The organism is Serratia sp. TSA_7 (assembly GCF_052692135.1).
The window spans coordinates 1,726,447-1,745,524 of record NZ_JBQZFU010000001.1; the positions used below are offsets into that span (position 1 = coordinate 1,726,447).

The following is a 19,078-nucleotide window of genomic DNA, read 5'->3' on the forward strand; positions in this document are numbered from 1 at the left end:
GATAATTAAAACTTTAATCATTTTTTCATTGTAAAAAATTTAAATATCGCTGGGCGATTATTTTTCGATAAAATTTACCCGTGCATTTTTACCGCCATATAAAATAAAACGTAGTTTTATTTTACTTTTTTCTCCGGGCGAGCTATTTCATTATTCGCTGCGGCCAGAGAACCAACCCTATAACGTCGGTAATGTTGTCAGCGGCTGCCATAAGAGAATTGAAGACGCCCTACGGTGGGTTTCAGGTGAATGCGCTCGACCGTCGGAGAGCTTCAACGCGAGGAAAACAATCCCCTCAGGAGGATGCTGCTCAGCGTTTACCGCCCCGGCTTGCCCCCGCCTCGTTGCCCTTGTCGGCCCGCCGCCCTCCTCCAGCGACCTGAGACTTTCCCTATTTCGCGTATTTACCGACAGGATGACATTGCCGATACCGCGTGGGCATATTATTATTCTTCACGCAAAGGCGCTGGCAGCGCAGCCGATTATTACCCTATTGCAATTTATTCATTTGAAATTGATTTTTCAGGTCGAACATCACTCTTTTGACGCCGTTCTGGGTGACCGCGTGATGTTTCTTCGTCCGGCCACTACTCTTAACAGGCTATATTTTAATCATGAATGATACCTTCGATTACCTGATGACGTTCCGCAAATGCTCCAGTCTGGACAGCGTGGAAAAAGTGTACGACAAGCTTAACTATTCCATTGATAACGATATTGAAATGAGCAATATGTACCGTGCGGCCGATCACCGTCGTGCCGAACTGGTTGCCGGTAAATTGTTCGATTTGGGCAAGGTACCAAAAACGCTGTGGGCGCAGGTGCTTTAATTTTCTTTCATTACGCGCGAAAGCCCCTTTATCTTTTATTGCTAAATAGCGGCAATAATCTCCGATTTATTGTCGCGCGTGATACAAAACACATTTATCAAACGCACCAGGCTCTACTCTTTATCTTAAGCATGAGAAACGGGGGTGGAAGATGGGATATCAAAACGTTCTGGTTACTGTTGCCGTAGCGGCTGACAGCCACCGCCTGGTTGAAAAAGCCGTCTCCATCGTGCGCCCCTCTAATGGCAAAATCACCCTGCTGAGCACGATCGCCAACCCGGAAATGTACAATAACTTCGCCGGGCCGATGCTGGGCGATTTGCGTGCGCTGATGGAAGAAGAGACGCTGCTGTTTATGGAGGAACTGCGGTTGAGGGCCGATTACCCAATAACAGATACGCTGATCGTTCATGGTGAACTGAGCGATAGCCTGAGCTACGCCCGCCAGCGCCAGCCGTTTGATCTGCTGATCTGCGGCAACCACTGCGACAGCCTGATGAACAAGATCTCCTGTTCTGCTGCGCGTTTTATCAATACCAGCCATATCGACGTGCTGATCGTCCCGCTTTGATATCCGGCGGTTTGCCGCAAAGCCGCCACTTTTGCCCCGCCGTCTTCATGACGCACTTTTAGCTCTGTGATAGCCCTGCCGATTTAAGGGGGCAGCGCCGAAGCACATTAGGCCATTCCCCCTTACCGCGGATTGACTAGACTTAGGGTTCTGTCCGCATAAGGAGTTCCTGATGTCTCAATCTGAACAACAAAACCGCCGCATCCTGCTGGCCTCACGCCCGCACGGTGAACCCACCGCTGACAATTTCCGCCTGGAAACGGGGGCGATACCGCAACCCGCCGCCGGCCAGGTACTTTTACGCACCGTCTATCTGTCGCTTGATCCCTACATGCGCGGCCGTATGAGCGATGCGCCTTCTTACGCGCCGCCGGTGGAGATAGGCCAGGTCATGGTCGGCGGTACGGTGTCCCGCGTTGTCACGTCGCAACACCCTGATTTCAAACCCGGCGATTGGGTGCTGGGCTACGACGGCTGGCAGGATTATGCGCTGTCTGACGGCAGCGGCTTGCGTAACCTTGGCCCGCAACAGACACACCCTTCCCGCCTGCTCGGGGTCTTGGGCATGCCGGGCTTTACCGCTTATATGGGCCTGCTGGATATCGGCCGGCCGCAACCCGGTGAAACCCTGGTGGTCGCCGCAGCCAGCGGCGCCGTCGGTTCGGTCGTTGGCCAGATAGCCAAACTGAAAGGTTGTCGCGTGGTCGGCGTGGCGGGCGGCGCGGAAAAATGCCGCTATGTGGTGGAAGAACTGGGCTTCGATGCCTGTGTCGATCACCGGGCTGCCGACTTTGCCGAACAGCTGGCCGCAGCTTGCCCGCAGGGGATCGACATTTATTACGAGAACGTCGGTGGTGCGGTGTTTGATGCGGTAATGCCGCTGCTGAACGCCAAGGCGCGTATTCCGGTCTGCGGCATTATTGCCCACTATAATGCCACCGGTTTGCCCGACGGCCCGGATCGGCTGTCAATGCTGCAGGGGCTGATTTTACGTAAGCGCATCCGCATGCAGGGTTTTATTATTTTCGATGACTATGGCTCAGAGTACGGTGACTTCCTGCAGCAAATGGGCGAATGGGTCGGGCAGGGAAAAATCAAGTTCCGCGAAGATGTGGTCGACGGGCTGGAAAATGCGCCACAGGCGTTTATCGGCCTGTTACAAGGGAAAAACTTCGGCAAACTGGTGATCCGCGTCGCCGACGAGTAACCGAAAGCCAGGGCGCAGCGGTCCGCTACGCCCTGGCATGACTTCAATCCAACAGCCTCAGTGCAGCGCGCCGCTGGCGATCGTCAAGTCCTCGTCAACCGTCAACGTGGTATGCACGATGCTGCGCACCGCGTCGATCATGGCCGCCAGCGCCATGCTCGGTTTGCCCGGATGATTGACCGCCAGCTCATGGCTATACGGAATGTGAATAAACCCGCCTTTTATCGCCAGATGATGGCTGGCAATGTGGTGGCTCAGCCCGTAAAAAAGCTGGTTGCAGTTATAGGTACCGGCAGTATGAGACACCGCCGCCGGAATACCCTGCCGGCGCAAGTTCTGCACAATCGCCTTCACCGGCAGTGTAGAGAAATAACCGACCGGCCCACCTTCTACCACCGGCACGTCTATCGGCTGTTTACCGGCATTATCGGGAATGCGGGCGTCGATCAGATTGACGGCCACCCGCTCAACGGAAATCTCCCCGCGCCCGCCGGCCAACCCCAGGCAGATAACGGCAACGGGATGCAGCTCTTCGATCGCCGCAATCAGCTGTTGGTTGGACAGCCCCAGCACACAGGCAAGCTCGCGCACCACGATTTCCGCACCGGCGATATGTTCCCCTGCCAAAGCCTGCGCAACCTGCCATGACGGGTTTACGTCGTCGCCATCAAACGGCTCGATGCCGGTCACCAATACCCTCTCCATCGCTACACCTTATGCTGTGCTTAAATTCCTAGGGTATCAGCCTAAACGCGACAATATGATTATGGAAATATGTTATCCGCATATACCGGTGCGCCAGGGCCTGTGGCTATATTTTCTTCACCGATTGATAAATATCGAGATCGAAATAGCCGTCTGCTTCACAGTCGTTGAGATAGTGCTCAATGGTCTACGGGCAAGGTCCCTGCCCGCTAGGCACCAATTTCGGTGCGCACATCCAGCAACTCCGGGAAGAAGGTCAGATCCAGCGCCTTTTTCAGGAAGCTGACGCCGCTGGAGCCACCGGTACCCGATTTGAAGCCGATAATGCGCTCTACCGTCTTCATATGACGGAAACGCCACAGGTGGAAGCTTTCTTCTATATCCACCAGCTTCTCGGCCATTTCATAGGCTTCCCAATACTTTTGCGGGTGGTCGTAGATCTCTTTGAACGCCGGCAACAGATTCGGGTTGCGTTGGTATGGCTGCGTCCAGTCGCGGTCGATACATTCCTGCGGGATCGGCAGGCCGTGGCGGGACAGGTAGAGCAGGTATTCGTCGTACAGGCTTGGCGCCTCGAGGATCGCTTTCAGCGCCGCGTGTTTTTCCGCATCATTACTGAACACCGCCAGCATGGCCGCATTCTTGTTGCCCAGTAAAAACTCGATGGAGCGATATTGATGGGACTGGAAGCCCGAGGAGTTGCCCAGCACGTCACGGAATTCAACATACTCTGACGGCGTCAGGGTTTCCAGCACCGCCCATTGTTCAAACAGCAGCCGCTGAATCTGTTTGACCCTGGCCAGGATCTTGAAACAGTGGCTGAGCTTGTCTTGTTGTACCAACGCTCGTGCCGCCTGCAGTTCATGCAGCATCAGCTTCATCCACAGCTCAGAGGTTTGGTGCTGCACCACGAACAGCATTTCATCATGATGCTGCGGGTTGGACAGCGGATGCTGGCAATCCAGCAACTGGTCCAGGCACAGGTAATCGCCGTAGCTCATGCGTTTGGAAAAATCGGTGACAATCGCGCTTTCTAATTCTCGTTTGTTCATCTGTACTCTCCGCGGTACCACGGCCGGAAGCGGCGTGGAACGTGCTGCAAAGAGAAAACAATAGTACAGAACCCTCACGCCCGGCGGACTATAAACGAGAGTTGCCTCGCAGATCTTGGTCATGATGAGGCCAGGGGTAATCTCGTATCGGTAAAGGTGCAGGAGGAGTCTCATTCCCGGCGCGGAATACCTGGCGCGAGAACCTGAAAATATCGAAAGCAAATAACAAACCAAACGGTAACATTACAGTGAATCAATATCGATTAGCCTTACTCGCATTATTTAATACATCAGCTTACCGCAACCAATAACATATTTATCTTTCCGTTTTATTTTCTAAAAAAACACTTGATATGATAATTGCCATGCGATAATAATTAATCACCTTACAGAGGTCAGCATTACAATAAATCATATATTCAAAAGGAGTTGGTTATGGAAATAGTTGATGCAGTTTGGTTCGACTCTATCGCCGGCGGTCGCGGCAATAATGGTGGCGATCGTACCGATAATGGCGGAAGAAATAAGGGTGGAAGTCAATCCGGTAACAACCGTGGTTCAGGTAATTACTACGCCAACAATACCTCGGAAGACTGTATCAATGGGATGGGCGTTGGTGCGGCATTGGGCGCATTTGGTGGGTTACCCGGTATAGCCGCTGGCTTGATTGGCGGCGCAATTACCGGGAAATGTTTCCAAGACACCAGTAAAGGCGGCGGCAACGTAGGAATGGGTAAAGGCGGCAACAAGTGCGGGTCAAGCGCAGGTGGCAGTTGTTCCTGGTAAGCGTTCACACTAAAAAATGATTTCTATATTTTGTTGTCAGGTTCACTTTCGGCAAGTCTCCTGTAGAGAATTAGCCTGCCCATTTTGAATTATAACAACGCAACCACCTGGGAATTCATTAATTAAAGGCGGCAGTTAACACCTGCCGTCTTATAGATTAACAACGAGTTATAAATGGATAAAATCATCAGACCCATAATTATATTTTTCGCCATACTTTCCATCTCCCCTTTCCTTAGTGGGGCCGGAGTGTTAACACCGGGCTCCGTGTTCTCTGCACCCGCGGGCATATCCAAATTTATGATTACCCTCGCCACCGGCTACTTTTTTGTTTCTTTATCCTTAAAGCTCTATGATTTCTTACGAAAAAGTAAATGAATATCACAGCAAACCACTACCATCAGGCAGCCATACTCAATCCCCTTTGCGAGGCTGGCTCGGACTCAGCCAACCCTAACCTTGATAATATCGCTAAATTTAGTGGTATAACCCGGTGACAGCATTTCGCGTTTCATTTGCCACGGCTTGACGATGCCTTGCCCGGCAAACCAGATGCGGCCGCGCCCTTCCCGGTTGAGTTTGTCCAGCGTCGCCATCAGTTGGCCGCTGTTGCGCCGCGGCGGGCAGTCGTCGAACAGGTCAATTTGCGCCATGGTACCGGCACTGAAATCCCCCAGTATCACGCCGCCTTTCAGGTAACGGCAGCCCTCCCGCCAGATGCTTTCCAGCGCACGCACTGCCATGGCAATAATATCGCGGCTGTCGTTGCTCGGCGTTTGCAGCCGGGCGGTGCCCAGGTTGCTGTAGTAACCCTCACCTGCGGAATGTGGGCTCGTTTTGATAAAGACCGACACGCTGCGGCAATAGCGTTCGTCCTGCCGCAGTTTTTCCGCCGCGCGCTCCGCATAGCTGCAAATCGCCTCCCGCATATGCGGGTAATGGGTCAACCGCTGGCCGAACGAACGTGAGCAGATAATCTGCTCTCTGGCCGCGGCCTCATCCTCCAGTTGCAAGCAGGATTCCCCGCGCAGCTCGCGCACCGTGCGTTCCAGCACCACGCTGAACGTTTTGCGCACCAGCCGGGTGTCGCAATCCGCCAGTTGCAATGCGTTTTCAATCCCCATCGCCCGCAGCTGCCGGGTCAGTCGGCGGCCGACGCCCCACACTTCCTCTACCGCTATCAACGCCAACAGCTTGCGCTGACGGACAGGATCCGAAAGATCCACCACGCCCCGGGTACCTGGCCAACGCTTGGCGGCGTAATTGGCCAACTTGGCCAGCGTCTTGCTGGGCGCAATGCCCACGCCGACGGCCAAATGCGTCTCCTGCAAAATCCTTTGTTGCACCTGGCGGCCAAACTGCGCCAGATCGGCACAGCGATTAACGCCATCCAACCGCAGAAAGGCTTCGTCCAGCGAATAGATTTCCACCGCCGGCGCCATCTCGTCCAGAATGCTCATCACCCGGTGGGACATATCGGCATACAGCGCGTAATTGGAAGAGAACACCGCCACATTGCGGCGGCGCATCTCCTCTTTGATCTTGAAATACGGCGCCCCCATCGGCACGCCCAGCTTCTTGGCCTCGGCGCTACGGGCGATCACGCACCCGTCGTTATTGGACAGGACTATCACTGGCTTACCTTTAAGATCTGGCCGAAAAACCGTCTCGCAGGAGGCATAAAAGCTGTTCACGTCCATCAGAGCAAACATCGTCAGGCCACTCCATAGCAAGGGTTCGGCATGATCGCATCGGGTTTTGGGCAACAGGGTTGACGTGTCTTCATAATGCATAACTTAACTGTATATATATACAGTTAATGATAAACAAAAATTACCGCCCTGCAAGCAACTTTGCCGGCAGGATGCGGTGTGAAGCGCTAAGGCAATCATTTTCTGTGAAATTTGGTTGCCTGGCCAGCCGTGAGCCGAAACCGCATTCCGCCCAACATAAATGCCCGGTTGGTATGCAGGCTTCGCTACAGACTCCCCCCAAACATGCGGTTCATCATAAAGGCATGCATAACGTCACGGCGTCATCATTAGCTATTCCCTTCCTCTATTTAGGAATATTTATACTTAAACTATCGATTATATTAATTAATGCCGCACTAAGGTTGCTCATCTGCACTATACCCGTGCGAAATATCATTTATCAATTCCACCAAAATTTAATTTAAACGTATCTTTAATTACAGAAAACAAAATACATCAGATTGTTAAATAAAGGATTTATTATTTATTTTTTATTCTGGCACGCTTAATGCTCATTCATCTGCATCGGCAGACACAACACTTATATCTTGGGAGATTTAAATGACCCTAGTCAGCGAGTCAGTAATAGAAAAAAGCAATCAGCGGTGGACACAACTCCTGTTGGGGTTGATCTGTATGGCGGCGATTTCCAGCCCACAATATGTTTGGACATTATTGACCAAATCGCTATCGGCCAAACTGGGCGTTGATCTGCCCGCGTTACAGGTCACCTTTTCGCTGCTCATCATATTGCAAACCTTCTTCTCACCCTTCCAGGGCAAACTTATCGATCGCTTTGGGCCACGGATATTAATCTCCATCGGCACGCTGTTGTCGGGATTTAGCTGGATTATTTCATCCCAGGTCAGCAGCCTGACTGAGCTCTATCTGGTGTATGGCTGTCTCGGTGGACTGGGTACCGGCATTGTGTATATCGGCGTCGTTGGGCTGATGGTCAAGTGGTTTCCGCAACAGCGCGGTTTTGCCGCCGGTGCCGTGGCTGCCGGATATGGCATGGGGGCGATTTTAACCACCTTTCCCATCAGCATTTCTCTGGGCAGCTACGGGCTGGATCAGACCATGATGGTCTTCGGCGGCCTCTTTGCCCTGGTGGGCTTTCTGGCCAGCCAAGGGTTGAAAGTACCGGTCAATGTTGACTTGCAGCCGACCAGCACCAAGCTGGAGCAGAACAAACGTCAGTTCACATCAAAAGAAATGCTGCGTCAGCCCCTGTTCTGGCTGATGTTTGTCATGATGGCAATGATGTCCACCTCTGGGTTGATGGTGACGTCACAGATGGCTATTTTCGCGGAAGATTTTGGCATCAGTCAGGCGGTGGTTTTTGGCCTGGCGGCGCTGCCCCTGGCGTTAACCCTCGATCGCTTCACCAATGGGCTGACTCGCCCGCTGTTCGGTTTTATTTCCGACCGCTATGGCCGGGAAAAAACCATGTTTATCGCCTTTGCGCTCGAAGGTGTCGCAATGACGCTATGGCTGATGTGCCGTGAGGACCCGCTGTTATTCGTTTTACTTTCCGGCGTGGTGTTTTTTGGTTGGGGGGAGATATTTTCTTTGTTCCCTGCAACATTAACCGATACCTTCGGCAGCCAAAACGCCACCGCCAACTATGGCTGGCTGTACATGTCGCAAGGGATCGGCTCTATTTTTGGCGGCCCGTTGGCGGCACTGCTTTATCAACACACGCAAGGATGGCACGTTGTTTTTGGCATGGCGATTTCCTTTGATTTTATCACCGCCGCACTGGCCCTTTGGGTGCTGAAACCCTGGCGCTCACGCTTTATGCGCCAACACGGCTGATAATACGCAGGGTGATCTGAGCCGTGGTCACCCTGCAAACGGCATGCGAACTATTTACAAGCCACAAGATTGGCCATTTGCTCTTTATCCGGCAGACCGGCGATCTGTTGAAGCACGTTGGCATGGTTCAGATAATAAATCGCCGGTGTGCCGTTGGCGCCCAGATCGTCCATCAATTTCTGGTTGTACTGGATCTGGGAAAAAATCGGTTGCGGCGTTTTTTCCAGGAGTGCCGGCTTGCTTTTGCCGCCAGACAGTTCGAAATCCTGCCACACCTTCGCGGGGTTATCAGCAGACAATATCGCCGCCGCGTAACGGCCGCTGTCGGGCTGCATGACAGCGACCAACTGCGTTTTCATGGCGATTTTATTGTCGTTGATATAGGGCTGCACTTCCTGTCTGAACTTTTTACAATATGGGCAGAAAGGATCGGCAAACACGACAATCTGGCAATTTGCCTTATCGTTGCCTTCCATGATGCCTGGCGCCTTTAAGAGCGTTTGCCACATCTCCCGGCCAGCAGGAATGTAAATCTCCTCTTGTATGACTTTTTCGCTCAGGTTACTGCCGTTCTCATCGTACATATAACCTGATATGGCATGTTTTTTATCGGGGGTCAGATAAATTGTCACCCCCGTTCCCCGGTATTTTCCCAACCATCCCTGAACGCCACCTGGCGCGGTGAAGGGTTTGATGATTTCAATACCTTGTTTTTCCAGCTGTTTGACCGGTGCGGGAAGCTCAGCAGGCGTTGCAGCCTGAACCTGCGTGCCGATAAGCGCAGCAGATAACGCGAGGAGGTATTTGTTCACTCTTATCTCCATATAATAGGTACTCGTTACGGGCCTTTATATCACAAACCACCGGATCTCTCGGTCATGCCAGAAATAATTGCAAAAAAGATCCCATTGGCCTTTATCATTGCCCGAGTTATGTGATGCCGAGTGCCGGCTAATACCTAAGGAGAATACATGCAAGATTTCAAAGCACTGCTTGATGCCGCATCGGGTTACAGCGAATTTGTTGCCGGCGGAACAGAAGAAGACAGCAAGGCATTGCGGCATTTTGAGGCGCTTGCCAAAGGGGCATTGCCTGACGATGTCATCGGTAAGCTGTCACACCTGCCGGGTTCGTACAGCATTCTGGTTGCAGCCGAAATGTGGTGCCCCGACTGCCATAAAAACTTGCCCGTTATCCATGCCGTTGCCGCGTCAGCACCGGCTATTCGTTTGGGCATAGTCACGCGCGATAAGGCGGAAGCCGTCTTTAAAGCACACTTTGGTGTCGATAAAGTCAAAATTCCGTTTGCGGTGGTACTGGATGAGAACGCGATTCCGCTGGGGCAGTTTATTGAACGGCCTAAAACCGCTATCGGCAAGAATGGAGAAGTGACCGCGAGTTACAAAAACGGCGAGCTTCTGGCCGATACCGCCCGTGAAGTGGCTTCAATTTTCCCTCAGGGCTGAGGATCGCCAGAAAACCCGATCAAAATAGTGAATCTCAACGCCAGGCGACTAAGCCTGGTGCTGGGCAGCACCGGGTACTAATAAAAAACGAGTAATATCAATAAGAGTCTTAGCCCTGCTTATTTGCAGGGCTTTTTTGAATAGACGATTTATACCCCTGGCATTGGCGTGGCTCTGAATGCATTTACAGCCTTGTCCATAACAACCTGGGCGTTACTTCCCGAATCAAGAACCGTATTTTTAACCGATTCGTTTTCTATCAGTACGGTAGTCACGTCAAGCTCCTGCAATTGATCGGTAGCCAGCAAAGCGCCCACTTGCGTAGCGAAACAAGAACCCGTTGCTATAGCCTGCACCTCCGACGCTTCGGTAGTGGCAACAATATGATTGCCAGAAATATAATTTCCCTGCCCCGAAGCGATACGTATTATTACGGGTGTTGCACCAGGGGGTGTGACATACTGAGTACCTATCGTTTCAGAAATATGATTGGCAATCACAGAGTTATTGTCACCACTGATATAGAGAATGCCATACAAATCATCCAAGCCATTGTTGTATGCCTGCATAGGAGGCCAGGGTTCACGGTCACGTAAAAAGTGATTTGAAGAAACCAAATTTTCCGAGCAGTTTCCCCGGAGCACCACCATTCCCGGGTAAAATGAATGAAATCTATTGCTGGAGATAGCTGAGCGCACGACACCAGAAAAATGGACGCTGCTTTTACCCCGTGGGAAAATATTGTTGGCCGTAATTAATAGCCCACCAAAATTCTCAGCATAAATTGAGTAGCCTTTATAACCAGCGCCTAGTAGATTATCGGTCACTTTTGACGCCTGCCCCGAACCCCGCAGCTCTATACAGTTGCCGCATTCAGCGATGAAATTATCATGAACATCCAGCGCATCTGCATTATAAATAGTCACCCCATGCTCCAAATACACCATTCCCATACCGGTAATCCGGAATGAGTCTTGAGCACTGGCAATATAAATACCTGTTTTCCCGTTTGTGTAGCTATTTTCTGGATCATTGTTTCCTGAGCCATCATCCAAAAAATGTAAACCATCAATACAAAAGTCAGCAAACTCTACCGAGCTAATTCGGGGTGCGCCATCGCGCTGAACATAAAATGCGGCTCCTGCATACTCCTCATCGCCAGCCGCCGACGATATGCCCACCTGTATTCTGCTGCCCCCCGGCCACACTTCGTGCCAGTTTGCCAGCTCACTCTCCGGAGTATTAAAACGAATGCTGGAAGAGGTGAAACCATGACCAGAACCCACAATTTTCAGATAGCTGATGTCAATAACCACCTGCGTAGTAAGATGATAGTCACCTGGCGGAATATAGATAACGGCGCCTGGCTTACCACCTTCATTCATATCAACGTTCGTTTGCCTGCTTTTAACATCCGCGATAATGCTATTAATTACCTCGCCAATATCCTCATACGGATTACCCACATGCCATTCTGTTACATCGTAGTAATTTTCACTCGCCATTTATTAAACCTCTTATAAGATGACATTAAAGGACAGGAACGTCTTTATATTCCAGTGATTGACCCCGACCGTTCTCCAGCTCACGCTTTGCAAGATCGACTTTGATTTTTTCGAGGAGCGCATTATTCAGCTTGAAGTAGCGCACCATAAACGCGCTGATGAAATAACTCACCATGGGCAGTAACGAGAACATCATGATAATGCCCTGAATCGTCTCCGTATTCTGTGCCGGTTTATTGGCAATATACCCGGTAAACGACAGTATCCAGGCAACGATCGCGCCGGCCACCGCCAACCCCATTTTCAACATAAACAGGTTGCCGGCGAAGGAGATACCGGTCAGGCGTTTACCGAATTTCCAGTCGCCGTAGTCGTCAACGTCGGACATCATTGCCCACAGAATGGGGCCCGACTGGATTAAATGCAGAATATTGATGACGATAAACAGCGTTAACAGCGGGGTCAGCGATTTCGGGTCGACAAACCATAACGCAAAAGACAGGATGCCGAGAATGATGTTGATAATGCGGAACAATTTTATTTTATCGAAGCGATCGGTGAGCGGCTTGGCAATCACGCTACCCAGCATATTGCTGGCGACGCCGAGCGCCATAAAAAAGGTGATAAATCCTACCGAGGCCTGCATTACGTAGGTGGCGTAATAGATAGTGACCGCACCGCGAATAAAAGCCGGGAAGACGTTCAGGAAGGTAATCGAAATCATCAGTAGCCATTGGTCATTTTTGGCGATGTCTTTCAGATCCCGCATTAAGCTGTCGTTGGCTTTAATCGAAACGACGCGTTCCTTGATACTGGAGAAGCAGAACAGGAACATTAAGGTCGCAGCGCCGCCCATGATCATCATCGTCATCTGGAAACCGGAAGCCCGGTCGCCATTACCCAGCCAGTCGGTCAGAGGCAGGATGGAAGAAGAGACGATAAGCGTCGCCAGGCCGTTCAGGAAGAAACGCCATGACAGACAACCCATGCGTTCTTTCTGGTTCAATGTAATGACGCCCGCTACCGAGCAATAGGGAATATTGATCGCCGTATAGATCAGCGACATCACCAGATAAGTTACCCATGCATAAATGATTTTTCCGTTCATGCTCAGGTCTGGTGTGGTGAACATCACAACGGCACCCAGACCAAACGGCAGCGCCATCCACAACAGCCAGGGCCGAAATTTACCCCAGCGGCTTTTGGTGCGGTCGCAAATCGCGCCCATGACCGGATCGCTAAAGGCGTCAAAAATGCGGATGACCAGAAATAATGTGCCCACAATCCCGGGATCCAAGCCATACACATCGGTATAAAACCATGTCAGGTACAGCGCCAGCACGCTCCAAATCATGCAGGATCCGGCATCCCCCATACCGTACCCCACCTTTTCTTTCAGGCTCAGCTTTTCGTAAGCGCTTTGCTTTTCTATTGCGGTAGCAGACATAAACCCACCTCTTTATTGCGCAGTCATGAATACAAAGCACGGGCCGTGTTCCAGCCATCAACGCCAGCGCTTTCATCGTTTTTTGTTAAAAGGAATCCCTGGCGCAAACAGTTGCACCTTGGCTAAACCTGAATCGAATTACAGGGTAGTGATGTGAATATTAACGCTGCTCTCTCGTATAATTAATCGTGAGACAATTTCATGCATTTCGATACTTTCCTGCCTAACTTGATTTTTCACCATTTGAAAGGCCAGGTGAGCAATTTCGCTTATCGGTTGTGCCATGCTGGTGATCTTTTTTGTTTGCGCCAATAAGGTGTTGTCGAAACTGGCGATGGCAATATTCTGAGGTACCGCAACGCCTTTTTCTTTTAACCCATCAATAATATAACTGGCGGCGACATCGTTATAAACCAAAAGACAGGAACAGGTTTTATGCTGCTTCGTTAATTTTTCGATGATGACATCAAGTATATTTATATGGCCTGATATTTTTTCTCCCACGCCTTTGGTTATCCAGAACTGGTTCTCTTTGGCTAGAGCCAGACCATGGCTGCTGATTTTTTTACTGTAGGAAGACACTTTTCGATTATCGACACCTTCCTGAGCAACAAAACCCAATGAGGTATGCCCCATTTGCATAAAATGTTCCGCAATGCTTTCCGCGCCTTTACCTTGGTTAATTGATACGGAGTTAAAAAAACGGGAAACCTGCGTTACGACTGCCACCGGAATGTTGGTGATCGTTAACCACTCAGAGAGTTCAGCCTCCACTTCTGTCGGTACCCACAGCAGGCTGTCGATCCCCATGCCGACCAAGGTATGGATAATTTGCTTATCCTGCTGCGGTTGATTCTGATGCGTTTTAACGATAACCGACTTACCAATGTATCTGGCCTCTTCTTCAAATGTCGCCAGCAGCTCACAGAAGTGAGGGTTAACCAGATTAGGCAATACCACGCCAATCAACCCGGAACATTTGCCGCTAAGTTGGAAAGCACTCTTGCTTGGCACATAACAAAGATAATCCATCGCATCACGCACCGCCTTGCGTGTTTCCGCCACTACGCTGGGGTGGTTATTTAAAACCCGCGATACGGTGGCGGTAGAGACCCCGGCTTTTTTTGCTACGTCTTTAATGGATGCCATGATGATTACTGCGTCTCCCTAACAATGGAACTCACTATAAAGTGTGACGGGAGTTGAAAATGCAAGCCAGTTCACATGTCGTTGTGTTACATCAAACCACGGCTTGCGCTCTCAATTTTATCTATCGCGGGGTTTTGTTGAGTAAATAGAACGTTGGGCCGCCAGCAGGTTCGGAACGCTGTCCTTCTGGTTTGATGCGCAGGTCGTCCAGGCCCGGGGTTTTAATTTCCCACTCACATCGCAGCATAAACAATAAAGGTGACCACGCCGAAAATCTCCAGCGCGTCTTCGTCACCGAAGACGATCGGCGAATAGGCCGGGTTCATCGGCAGCAGCCGCAGATCGGGGTGGCGCTGCAACTTTTTCACCGTGAACTCGCCGTCGATGGCGGCAATGACAATGTTCCCGTGCTCCGCCCGCAGTGAACTGTCGACGATCAGAAGATCGCCATCCTTGATGTTGCCCTCGACCATCGAATCGCCGCTGGCGCGTACAAAGTAAGTGGCGTTGGGGTGCCGCACCAGCAGTTTGCCGATATCCAGCCGGGCCTCCACATAATCCTGCGCAGGAGAAGGGAAACCGCAAGCCACGGGATCGGCAAACAGCGGCAGTGCCGGCGTGGTTTTATTGTCTTCGGAAGGGGAAATAAGCATCATAATGAACAACCTTACTTAACTGTGTTTTTATACAGTATCGCAAAGAATTTATAGCGTTCAAGTTGTTTACTTGAGGATCCCGGGAACCGATTGATGCCGTGGGAAATTTAGCTGCCCTGGCCGGCCGGCAACCTATCTGCATTTTCCCCCCTCAGGCATCAGTAAACACCTTTACCGCAAGAGTATACCATAGCTATAATGACATGATTTTTCACGTAAAAATTATCAATTTACTCTCGGTTTTCTTGTCATTTCAGCCAGTATGCTGACCGATGAGCAGGCCTTCGCACTGATATGATCGCTCTGTGTTCATCGTCTAAACTACAAGTCTTTATCTTTTTCATTGAGGTGTAACCCCAGCCTGAATGGCCTGCGGCGCAGAGCAGCCTGATTATCCCCCGCCATGTCTTCATTTTGACATCCGGATCGGGTTAATTAGGGGGGTAGCATGAGCGCATTTGCCGGCCGAAGAACGGGCGGACTGCGTGGGATTCCCTTGGGTACATGCCCGGTTGCAGGGCGTAATTGCAGAGGCAAGCTATGGAACATGTCGTTTATGTCGTCGATGATGACCATTCGGTCAGGCAATCTATTGTCAGGCTGTTAAACTCTGCCGGCTACAGTGCCGTTGATTTTGACTGTGCAGAGGCCTTTCTTTCACACGCCTTTCCCGCCATACCCGGCTGCATCATTCTGGATATGCGCATGCCGAGCGGTGATGGTTTCGCGGTAACCGACGCGCTGAAAGCCAGCGGCCGGGAAATGCCGGTGATCTTCCTTACCGGCTACGGCACCATCCCGCTGTCGGTGCAGGCGATGAAAGCCGGTGCGCATGAGTTTTTGACCAAGCCGGTCGCTTCCGACGATCTGCTGAAGGCGGTTCAGGAAGCCCTCAATCTGGCCGCGGAAAATTCAGATCAGTTGCGCGAGCATTACGAACTGAAACAGCGGCACCTCACGCTGACCCCGCGCGAACAGGAAGTGCTGGAGCTGACGATTAAAGGCTTGATGAATAAACAGATTGCCGCAGAGCTGGGCGTCAGTGAAATTACGGTCAAGGTACATCGTCGCCGGGTGATGGATAAAATGCAGGTGCGTTCTCTCGCGGATTTGGTGCGTCATGCCGAGCGGTTAAATCTCAGTAAATCCAAAGCATCCTGACAAATCGGCTCATGTGCAGGCATACAGGGAACCCCGCACATGAGCCATTTTGCTTAACGAGCTTGCAAGAACGCCAGCAGATCGTCGTTTAACCGGTCCTGATGCGTTACGGCAAAACCGTGAGGCGCATTGTCATACACCTTCAGTTCAGCGCCAGGGATCGTTTCAGCGGCCACTTTACCGGTGACGTCAATCGGAACGACTTGATCGTTGCTGCCGTGGATCACCAGCGTAGGCACATCAATCTTCAGCATATCGTCACGGAAGTCGGTTTCCGAGAACGCGGTCACGCACTCGATGGTCCCCTTCAGCGATGCCAGCAAAGCAATGTTCAGGGTCTGGGTCAATACGCCTTCAGAGATCGTCTGGCCGGCATTGATGCCGTAAAAAGGCACGTTGAAATCGCTGATGAACTGGGCGCGGTCTTTACGTAACCCATTGCGGATCCCTTCGAAAACGGACAAGTCCACGCCTTGCGGATGCGTTTCGCTTTTGCCAAACATCGGCGTGACCGCACCTAACAGCACCAGGCCAGCCACACGCGCGCTGCCGTAGCGGCCGATATAGCGGGCCACGTCGCCACCGCCCATAGAAAAGCCCACCAGCGTGACGTCTTGCAGATCAAGCTGCGTGATCAGTTCATTGATGTCCGATGCGAAAGTGTCGTAGTCATAGCCGGTCCAGGGCTGATCTGAACGGCCAAAACCGCGACGGTCGAACGCAATGGCACGGTAGCCGCGTTCAGCCAGAAAGTTTAGCTGGCTGTCCCACATATCCGCGTCCAGCGGCCAGCCGTGGCTGAACAGCACCGGCTTCCCCTTCCCCCAGTCTTTGTAGTAAATCTGCGTACCGTCGTTCGTTTTAATCGTGCTCATAACAGACCTCTTGGCAGTGTTTATAAACTCAGCGACTGACGGACCCGGTTAAACCGGCGCCACCAGATAACGGATCAGCGGCAGTGTTTCGCCCTGATGAAATGCACAAATACGGTTTTGTATTTTCTGGTCATTAACGGTGTAACGCTCCTGCTGGCGCAGGTACTCCATCCAGGAACCGACCACAAACGTCTCGACAAAAACGCCGGGCTGAAGAATATCCTCATACACGGACCAGTTGATGGCGCCGCCGCGCCGCCTGACGCGTCGCATATCCTGCATGCATACCGTGAAGGCGCGCGCATCCTCTGCCGTAACCAAATATTCGTAGCTCACCATCACCGGCCCACGGTCATGGCGCACATCCAGCTCGGGCGTGGCCCCCCGTTCCGTACTGATGTCCAGGTTCAGGTCGGGATCCTGGTCCAAACGCCAGCGGTAAACCGTGGTACTGGCCAACACCATGCCCAACGCGGCCACGCACAGCGAAACGGGAATGCCGAAATGCGAAGCCAACTGCCCCCAAATGGCGCTGCCGGCGGTCATGGAGCCGAAGAAGACGGTGAGATACACCGCCAACGCGCGCGCTTTCACCCATTTCGCTGCGCTGCGCTGTGCGCCGAGGTTCAGCGTAGACAGCACCGCTATCCAGGAAAAACCGGTGAAAAATTCAAACGCGTTGAGCAGCCAGACGTTACGGACAAACGCCAGCGCCAGCATCGTGACGGCAAACAGCAGGCTGGCCAGCACCATCAGCCGATCCGGGTTGAAGGACTTACGCAAGCGAGGCAGCAACACGGCACCGAAAATCGCCCCTACGCCGATAAAGGCCAGCATGATCCCGTAACCGCCCGGGCCAAGCCCAAGTTCACGCCGCGCGACCAGCGGCAGCAAAGCCCAGCCCGCACTGCCGAACGTGAAAAAAGCTACCGTACGGACCAGCACATTGCGCAAAACCGGTGCGGCATGCACATAGCGAAACCCGGCTCGCACGGCGGAGAAAAAGTGCTCGGGCGGCAGGCGCTGAACGCTCGGTTCCGCCTTCCAGCGGTAGAGCACCCAGGCCACGCCCAGCACCGAGATGGCATTGAGCAAAAACACCATCCAGGGGCCGGCGAAGGAAAGAATCAGCCCGCCCAACGCCGGGCCGATGGCGCGGCTGATGTTGATGCCCAATGAATTGAGCGCAATGGCCGGCCCCATCTCATTTTTGCTGACCAGATCGGGCACGATGGCCTGGAATGGCGGCGAGCTCATGGCCGCGCCGGCACTCAGCAGGAAGGCCGCAACCAACAACACCCCGGGGGTGACGTGGCCCGTCACCGACAAGAGGGTCAGCCCGGCCGCGGCGATAAACACCCAGACCTGCGAAAACAGCAGGTATTTACGGCGATCGACAATATCCGCCATCACCCCGGAAGGCAGCGCAAACAGAAACATCGGCAAGCTGCTGGCCACCTGGACCATGGCGACGGACAGCGGATCGGCACTGAGCGTCAGCATGGTCCAGTTCACCCCGATATCGTTCATCCATGAACCGATATTGGAAACGACGGTGGCTATCCACAGCATGCGGAACACGCGTTGGCGCAGCGGTTGCCACGGCGATGCGCTCGCCGCCGGCACCTCTTTCAGCGCTTCAGCTGTGATGCTGTGAATATCATTAATCTGCGTCATAACGCCTCTCCAGCGGCCTGTCTGCACCGATACGCCATTTACCCGGTCCGGTTATCGCCAGCGTGGTAAAGATGATCAGCAGCAGCCAGCCGAACTGCCCTTCGGCGATGGACCAGCCTGGGTGCACGAACAGCATCGCCACCAGCAGCACGCCGATAATGGGCAGACAGGCGATACGCGTACCGAACCCCAGAATAATGAACACCGGGCAGACCACTTCGGCCAAAATGGCGGGCAACAGGCTCATGTAAGGCCCGAAACCAAAAGGATCTTCGATGCGTGTCAGTTCTTCGCTGAAATTAAACACCTTCGGCAAACCGTGCACGTGCAGCAAGAGCAGGCTGCCGGTCAGGCGCAGGAAGAACAGCCCCAGATCGATCCGGGGCGCGATGAAAAATGCAGATGACGTTTTCATAGGA

Annotated in this window: 18 protein-coding genes and 1 pseudogene; 7 read left to right on the forward strand and 12 right to left on the reverse strand. The window is 52.3% G+C overall.

The window, feature by feature from the left end; genetic code table 11:
* Positions 1-614 precede the first annotated feature (614 nt).
* The 3 genes from ydgT (at position 615) to ACUTQW_RS08235 (ending at position 2,608) form a co-directional block, all read left to right on the forward strand.
* The gene (gene ydgT, locus ACUTQW_RS08225; RefSeq protein WP_004946155.1) at positions 615-830 is read left to right on the forward strand and encodes a transcription modulator YdgT; all 216 of its coding nucleotides are present in this window, start codon (positions 615-617) and stop codon (positions 828-830) included.
* A 151-nt stretch (positions 831-981) separates the two neighbouring features.
* Positions 982-1,401, forward strand: a complete 420-nt coding sequence (uspC, locus tag ACUTQW_RS08230; protein ID WP_004946159.1) for a universal stress protein UspC — start codon at positions 982-984, stop codon at positions 1,399-1,401.
* Positions 1,402-1,573: 172 nt separating this feature from the next.
* Positions 1,574-2,608, forward strand: a complete 1,035-nt coding sequence (locus tag ACUTQW_RS08235) for an NADP-dependent oxidoreductase (protein ID WP_004946161.1) — start codon at positions 1,574-1,576, stop codon at positions 2,606-2,608.
* Between the two features lie 57 nt (positions 2,609-2,665).
* Here the strand turns inward: ACUTQW_RS08235 and pcp are convergent, their stop codons facing one another.
* The 3 genes and pseudogenes from pcp to kynA all read right to left on the reverse strand — a co-directional run bounded on the left by pcp (position 2,666) and on the right by kynA (position 4,365).
* Positions 2,666-3,313 carry a pyroglutamyl-peptidase I gene (pcp, locus tag ACUTQW_RS08240; protein WP_020439251.1) on the reverse strand — a complete coding sequence of 216 codons (648 nt, stop codon included), beginning with the start codon at positions 3,311-3,313 and terminating at the stop codon, positions 2,666-2,668.
* A gap of 106 nt (positions 3,314-3,419) precedes the next feature.
* A pseudogene (locus ACUTQW_RS08245) lies at positions 3,420-3,494 on the reverse strand (DNA gyrase inhibitor SbmC); the annotation flags it as partial.
* A 28-nt stretch (positions 3,495-3,522) separates the two neighbouring features.
* Positions 3,523-4,365, reverse strand: coding sequence for a tryptophan 2,3-dioxygenase (gene kynA / locus ACUTQW_RS08250; protein ID WP_006326156.1), 843 nt, complete (start codon positions 4,363-4,365; stop codon positions 3,523-3,525).
* A 435-nt stretch (positions 4,366-4,800) separates the two neighbouring features.
* On the opposite strand from kynA, the gene ACUTQW_RS08255 reads away from it, so the two are divergent.
* Positions 4,801-5,151 carry a hypothetical protein gene (locus ACUTQW_RS08255; RefSeq protein WP_006326157.1) on the forward strand — a complete coding sequence of 117 codons (351 nt, stop codon included), beginning with the start codon at positions 4,801-4,803 and terminating at the stop codon, positions 5,149-5,151.
* Between the two features lie 443 nt (positions 5,152-5,594).
* On the opposite strand, the gene umuC is transcribed toward ACUTQW_RS08255, so the two are convergent.
* Positions 5,595-6,863, reverse strand: coding sequence for a translesion error-prone DNA polymerase V subunit UmuC (gene umuC / locus ACUTQW_RS08260; protein WP_037433084.1), 1,269 nt, complete (start codon positions 6,861-6,863; stop codon positions 5,595-5,597).
* A 603-nt stretch (positions 6,864-7,466) separates the two neighbouring features.
* Here umuC and oxlT point away from each other — a divergent pair.
* Positions 7,467-8,723 (forward strand): oxalate/formate MFS antiporter, encoded by a 1,257-nt coding sequence (oxlT, locus tag ACUTQW_RS08265; RefSeq protein WP_020439263.1) that lies wholly within the window; start codon positions 7,467-7,469, stop codon positions 8,721-8,723.
* A gap of 50 nt (positions 8,724-8,773) precedes the next feature.
* On the opposite strand, the gene dsbG is transcribed toward oxlT, so the two are convergent.
* Positions 8,774-9,535 (reverse strand): thiol:disulfide interchange protein DsbG, encoded by a 762-nt coding sequence (dsbG, locus tag ACUTQW_RS08270; protein WP_006326161.1) that lies wholly within the window; start codon positions 9,533-9,535, stop codon positions 8,774-8,776.
* Between the two features lie 159 nt (positions 9,536-9,694).
* Here dsbG and ACUTQW_RS08275 point away from each other — a divergent pair, with 159 nt between their 5' ends.
* Positions 9,695-10,189: a thioredoxin family protein gene (locus tag ACUTQW_RS08275; RefSeq protein WP_006326162.1), complete on the forward strand. Its 495-nt coding sequence runs from the start codon at positions 9,695-9,697 to the stop codon at positions 10,187-10,189.
* A 149-nt stretch (positions 10,190-10,338) separates the two neighbouring features.
* Here the strand turns inward: ACUTQW_RS08275 and ACUTQW_RS08280 are convergent, their stop codons facing one another.
* The 4 genes from ACUTQW_RS08280 to umuD all read right to left on the reverse strand — a co-directional run bounded on the left by ACUTQW_RS08280 (position 10,339) and on the right by umuD (position 14,946).
* On the reverse strand, positions 10,339-11,694 hold the full coding sequence (locus tag ACUTQW_RS08280) for a NosD domain-containing protein (RefSeq protein ID WP_006326163.1): 1,356 nt from the start codon (positions 11,692-11,694) through the stop codon (positions 10,339-10,341).
* A 25-nt stretch (positions 11,695-11,719) separates the two neighbouring features.
* Positions 11,720-13,141, reverse strand: coding sequence for a glycoside-pentoside-hexuronide (GPH):cation symporter (locus tag ACUTQW_RS08285; RefSeq protein WP_004946181.1), 1,422 nt, complete (start codon positions 13,139-13,141; stop codon positions 11,720-11,722).
* Positions 13,142-13,279: 138 nt separating this feature from the next.
* A complete protein-coding gene (locus ACUTQW_RS08290) occupies positions 13,280-14,290 on the reverse strand; it encodes a LacI family DNA-binding transcriptional regulator (RefSeq protein WP_006326164.1) in 1,011 nt (336 codons plus the stop codon).
* A gap of 233 nt (positions 14,291-14,523) precedes the next feature.
* Positions 14,524-14,946: a translesion error-prone DNA polymerase V autoproteolytic subunit gene (gene umuD / locus ACUTQW_RS08295; RefSeq protein ID WP_006326165.1), complete on the reverse strand. Its 423-nt coding sequence runs from the start codon at positions 14,944-14,946 to the stop codon at positions 14,524-14,526.
* 540 nt (positions 14,947-15,486) lie between these two features.
* On the opposite strand from umuD, the gene ACUTQW_RS08300 reads away from it, so the two are divergent.
* On the forward strand, positions 15,487-16,107 hold the full coding sequence (locus tag ACUTQW_RS08300; RefSeq protein ID WP_006326166.1) for a response regulator transcription factor: 621 nt from the start codon (positions 15,487-15,489) through the stop codon (positions 16,105-16,107).
* Positions 16,108-16,160: 53 nt separating this feature from the next.
* Here ACUTQW_RS08300 and ACUTQW_RS08305 read toward each other — a convergent pair whose 3' ends face one another.
* The 3 genes from ACUTQW_RS08305 to ACUTQW_RS08315 are packed head-to-tail and all read right to left on the reverse strand — an operon-like array spanning position 16,161 to position 19,074.
* A complete protein-coding gene (locus ACUTQW_RS08305) occupies positions 16,161-16,982 on the reverse strand; it encodes an alpha/beta fold hydrolase (protein WP_006326167.1) in 822 nt (273 codons plus the stop codon).
* 48 nt (positions 16,983-17,030) lie between these two features.
* Positions 17,031-18,659: an MFS transporter gene (locus ACUTQW_RS08310; protein ID WP_006326168.1), complete on the reverse strand. Its 1,629-nt coding sequence runs from the start codon at positions 18,657-18,659 to the stop codon at positions 17,031-17,033.
* Positions 18,646-19,074 (reverse strand): DoxX family protein, encoded by a 429-nt coding sequence (locus ACUTQW_RS08315; protein ID WP_006326169.1) that lies wholly within the window; start codon positions 19,072-19,074, stop codon positions 18,646-18,648. Before ACUTQW_RS08315 ends, ACUTQW_RS08310 begins: the two co-directional genes overlap by 14 nt.
* Between the last annotated feature and the right edge of the window lie 4 nt (positions 19,075-19,078).

Coding starts and splice junctions, on each gene's coding strand:
- ydgT (WP_004946155.1), top strand. CDS start 615: ATGAATGATACCTTCGATTACCTGATGACGTTCCGCAAATGCTCCAGT.
- uspC (WP_004946159.1), top strand. CDS start 982: ATGGGATATCAAAACGTTCTGGTTACTGTTGCCGTAGCGGCTGACAGC.
- ACUTQW_RS08235 (WP_004946161.1), top strand. CDS start 1,574: ATGTCTCAATCTGAACAACAAAACCGCCGCATCCTGCTGGCCTCACGC.
- pcp (WP_020439251.1), bottom strand. CDS start 3,313: ATGGAGAGGGTATTGGTGACCGGCATCGAGCCGTTTGATGGCGACGAC.
- kynA (WP_006326156.1), bottom strand. CDS start 4,365: ATGAACAAACGAGAATTAGAAAGCGCGATTGTCACCGATTTTTCCAAA.
- ACUTQW_RS08255 (WP_006326157.1), top strand. CDS start 4,801: ATGGAAATAGTTGATGCAGTTTGGTTCGACTCTATCGCCGGCGGTCGC.
- umuC (WP_037433084.1), bottom strand. CDS start 6,863: ATGTTTGCTCTGATGGACGTGAACAGCTTTTATGCCTCCTGCGAGACG.
- oxlT (WP_020439263.1), top strand. CDS start 7,467: ATGACCCTAGTCAGCGAGTCAGTAATAGAAAAAAGCAATCAGCGGTGG.
- ACUTQW_RS08275 (WP_006326162.1), top strand. CDS start 9,695: ATGCAAGATTTCAAAGCACTGCTTGATGCCGCATCGGGTTACAGCGAA.
- ACUTQW_RS08280 (WP_006326163.1), bottom strand. CDS start 11,694: ATGGCGAGTGAAAATTACTACGATGTAACAGAATGGCATGTGGGTAAT.
- ACUTQW_RS08285 (WP_004946181.1), bottom strand. CDS start 13,141: ATGTCTGCTACCGCAATAGAAAAGCAAAGCGCTTACGAAAAGCTGAGC.
- ACUTQW_RS08290 (WP_006326164.1), bottom strand. CDS start 14,290: ATGGCATCCATTAAAGACGTAGCAAAAAAAGCCGGGGTCTCTACCGCC.
- umuD (WP_006326165.1), bottom strand. CDS start 14,946: ATGATGCTTATTTCCCCTTCCGAAGACAATAAAACCACGCCGGCACTG.
- ACUTQW_RS08300 (WP_006326166.1), top strand. CDS start 15,487: ATGGAACATGTCGTTTATGTCGTCGATGATGACCATTCGGTCAGGCAA.
- ACUTQW_RS08305 (WP_006326167.1), bottom strand. CDS start 16,982: ATGAGCACGATTAAAACGAACGACGGTACGCAGATTTACTACAAAGAC.
- ACUTQW_RS08310 (WP_006326168.1), bottom strand. CDS start 18,659: ATGACGCAGATTAATGATATTCACAGCATCACAGCTGAAGCGCTGAAA.
- ACUTQW_RS08315 (WP_006326169.1), bottom strand. CDS start 19,074: ATGAAAACGTCATCTGCATTTTTCATCGCGCCCCGGATCGATCTGGGG.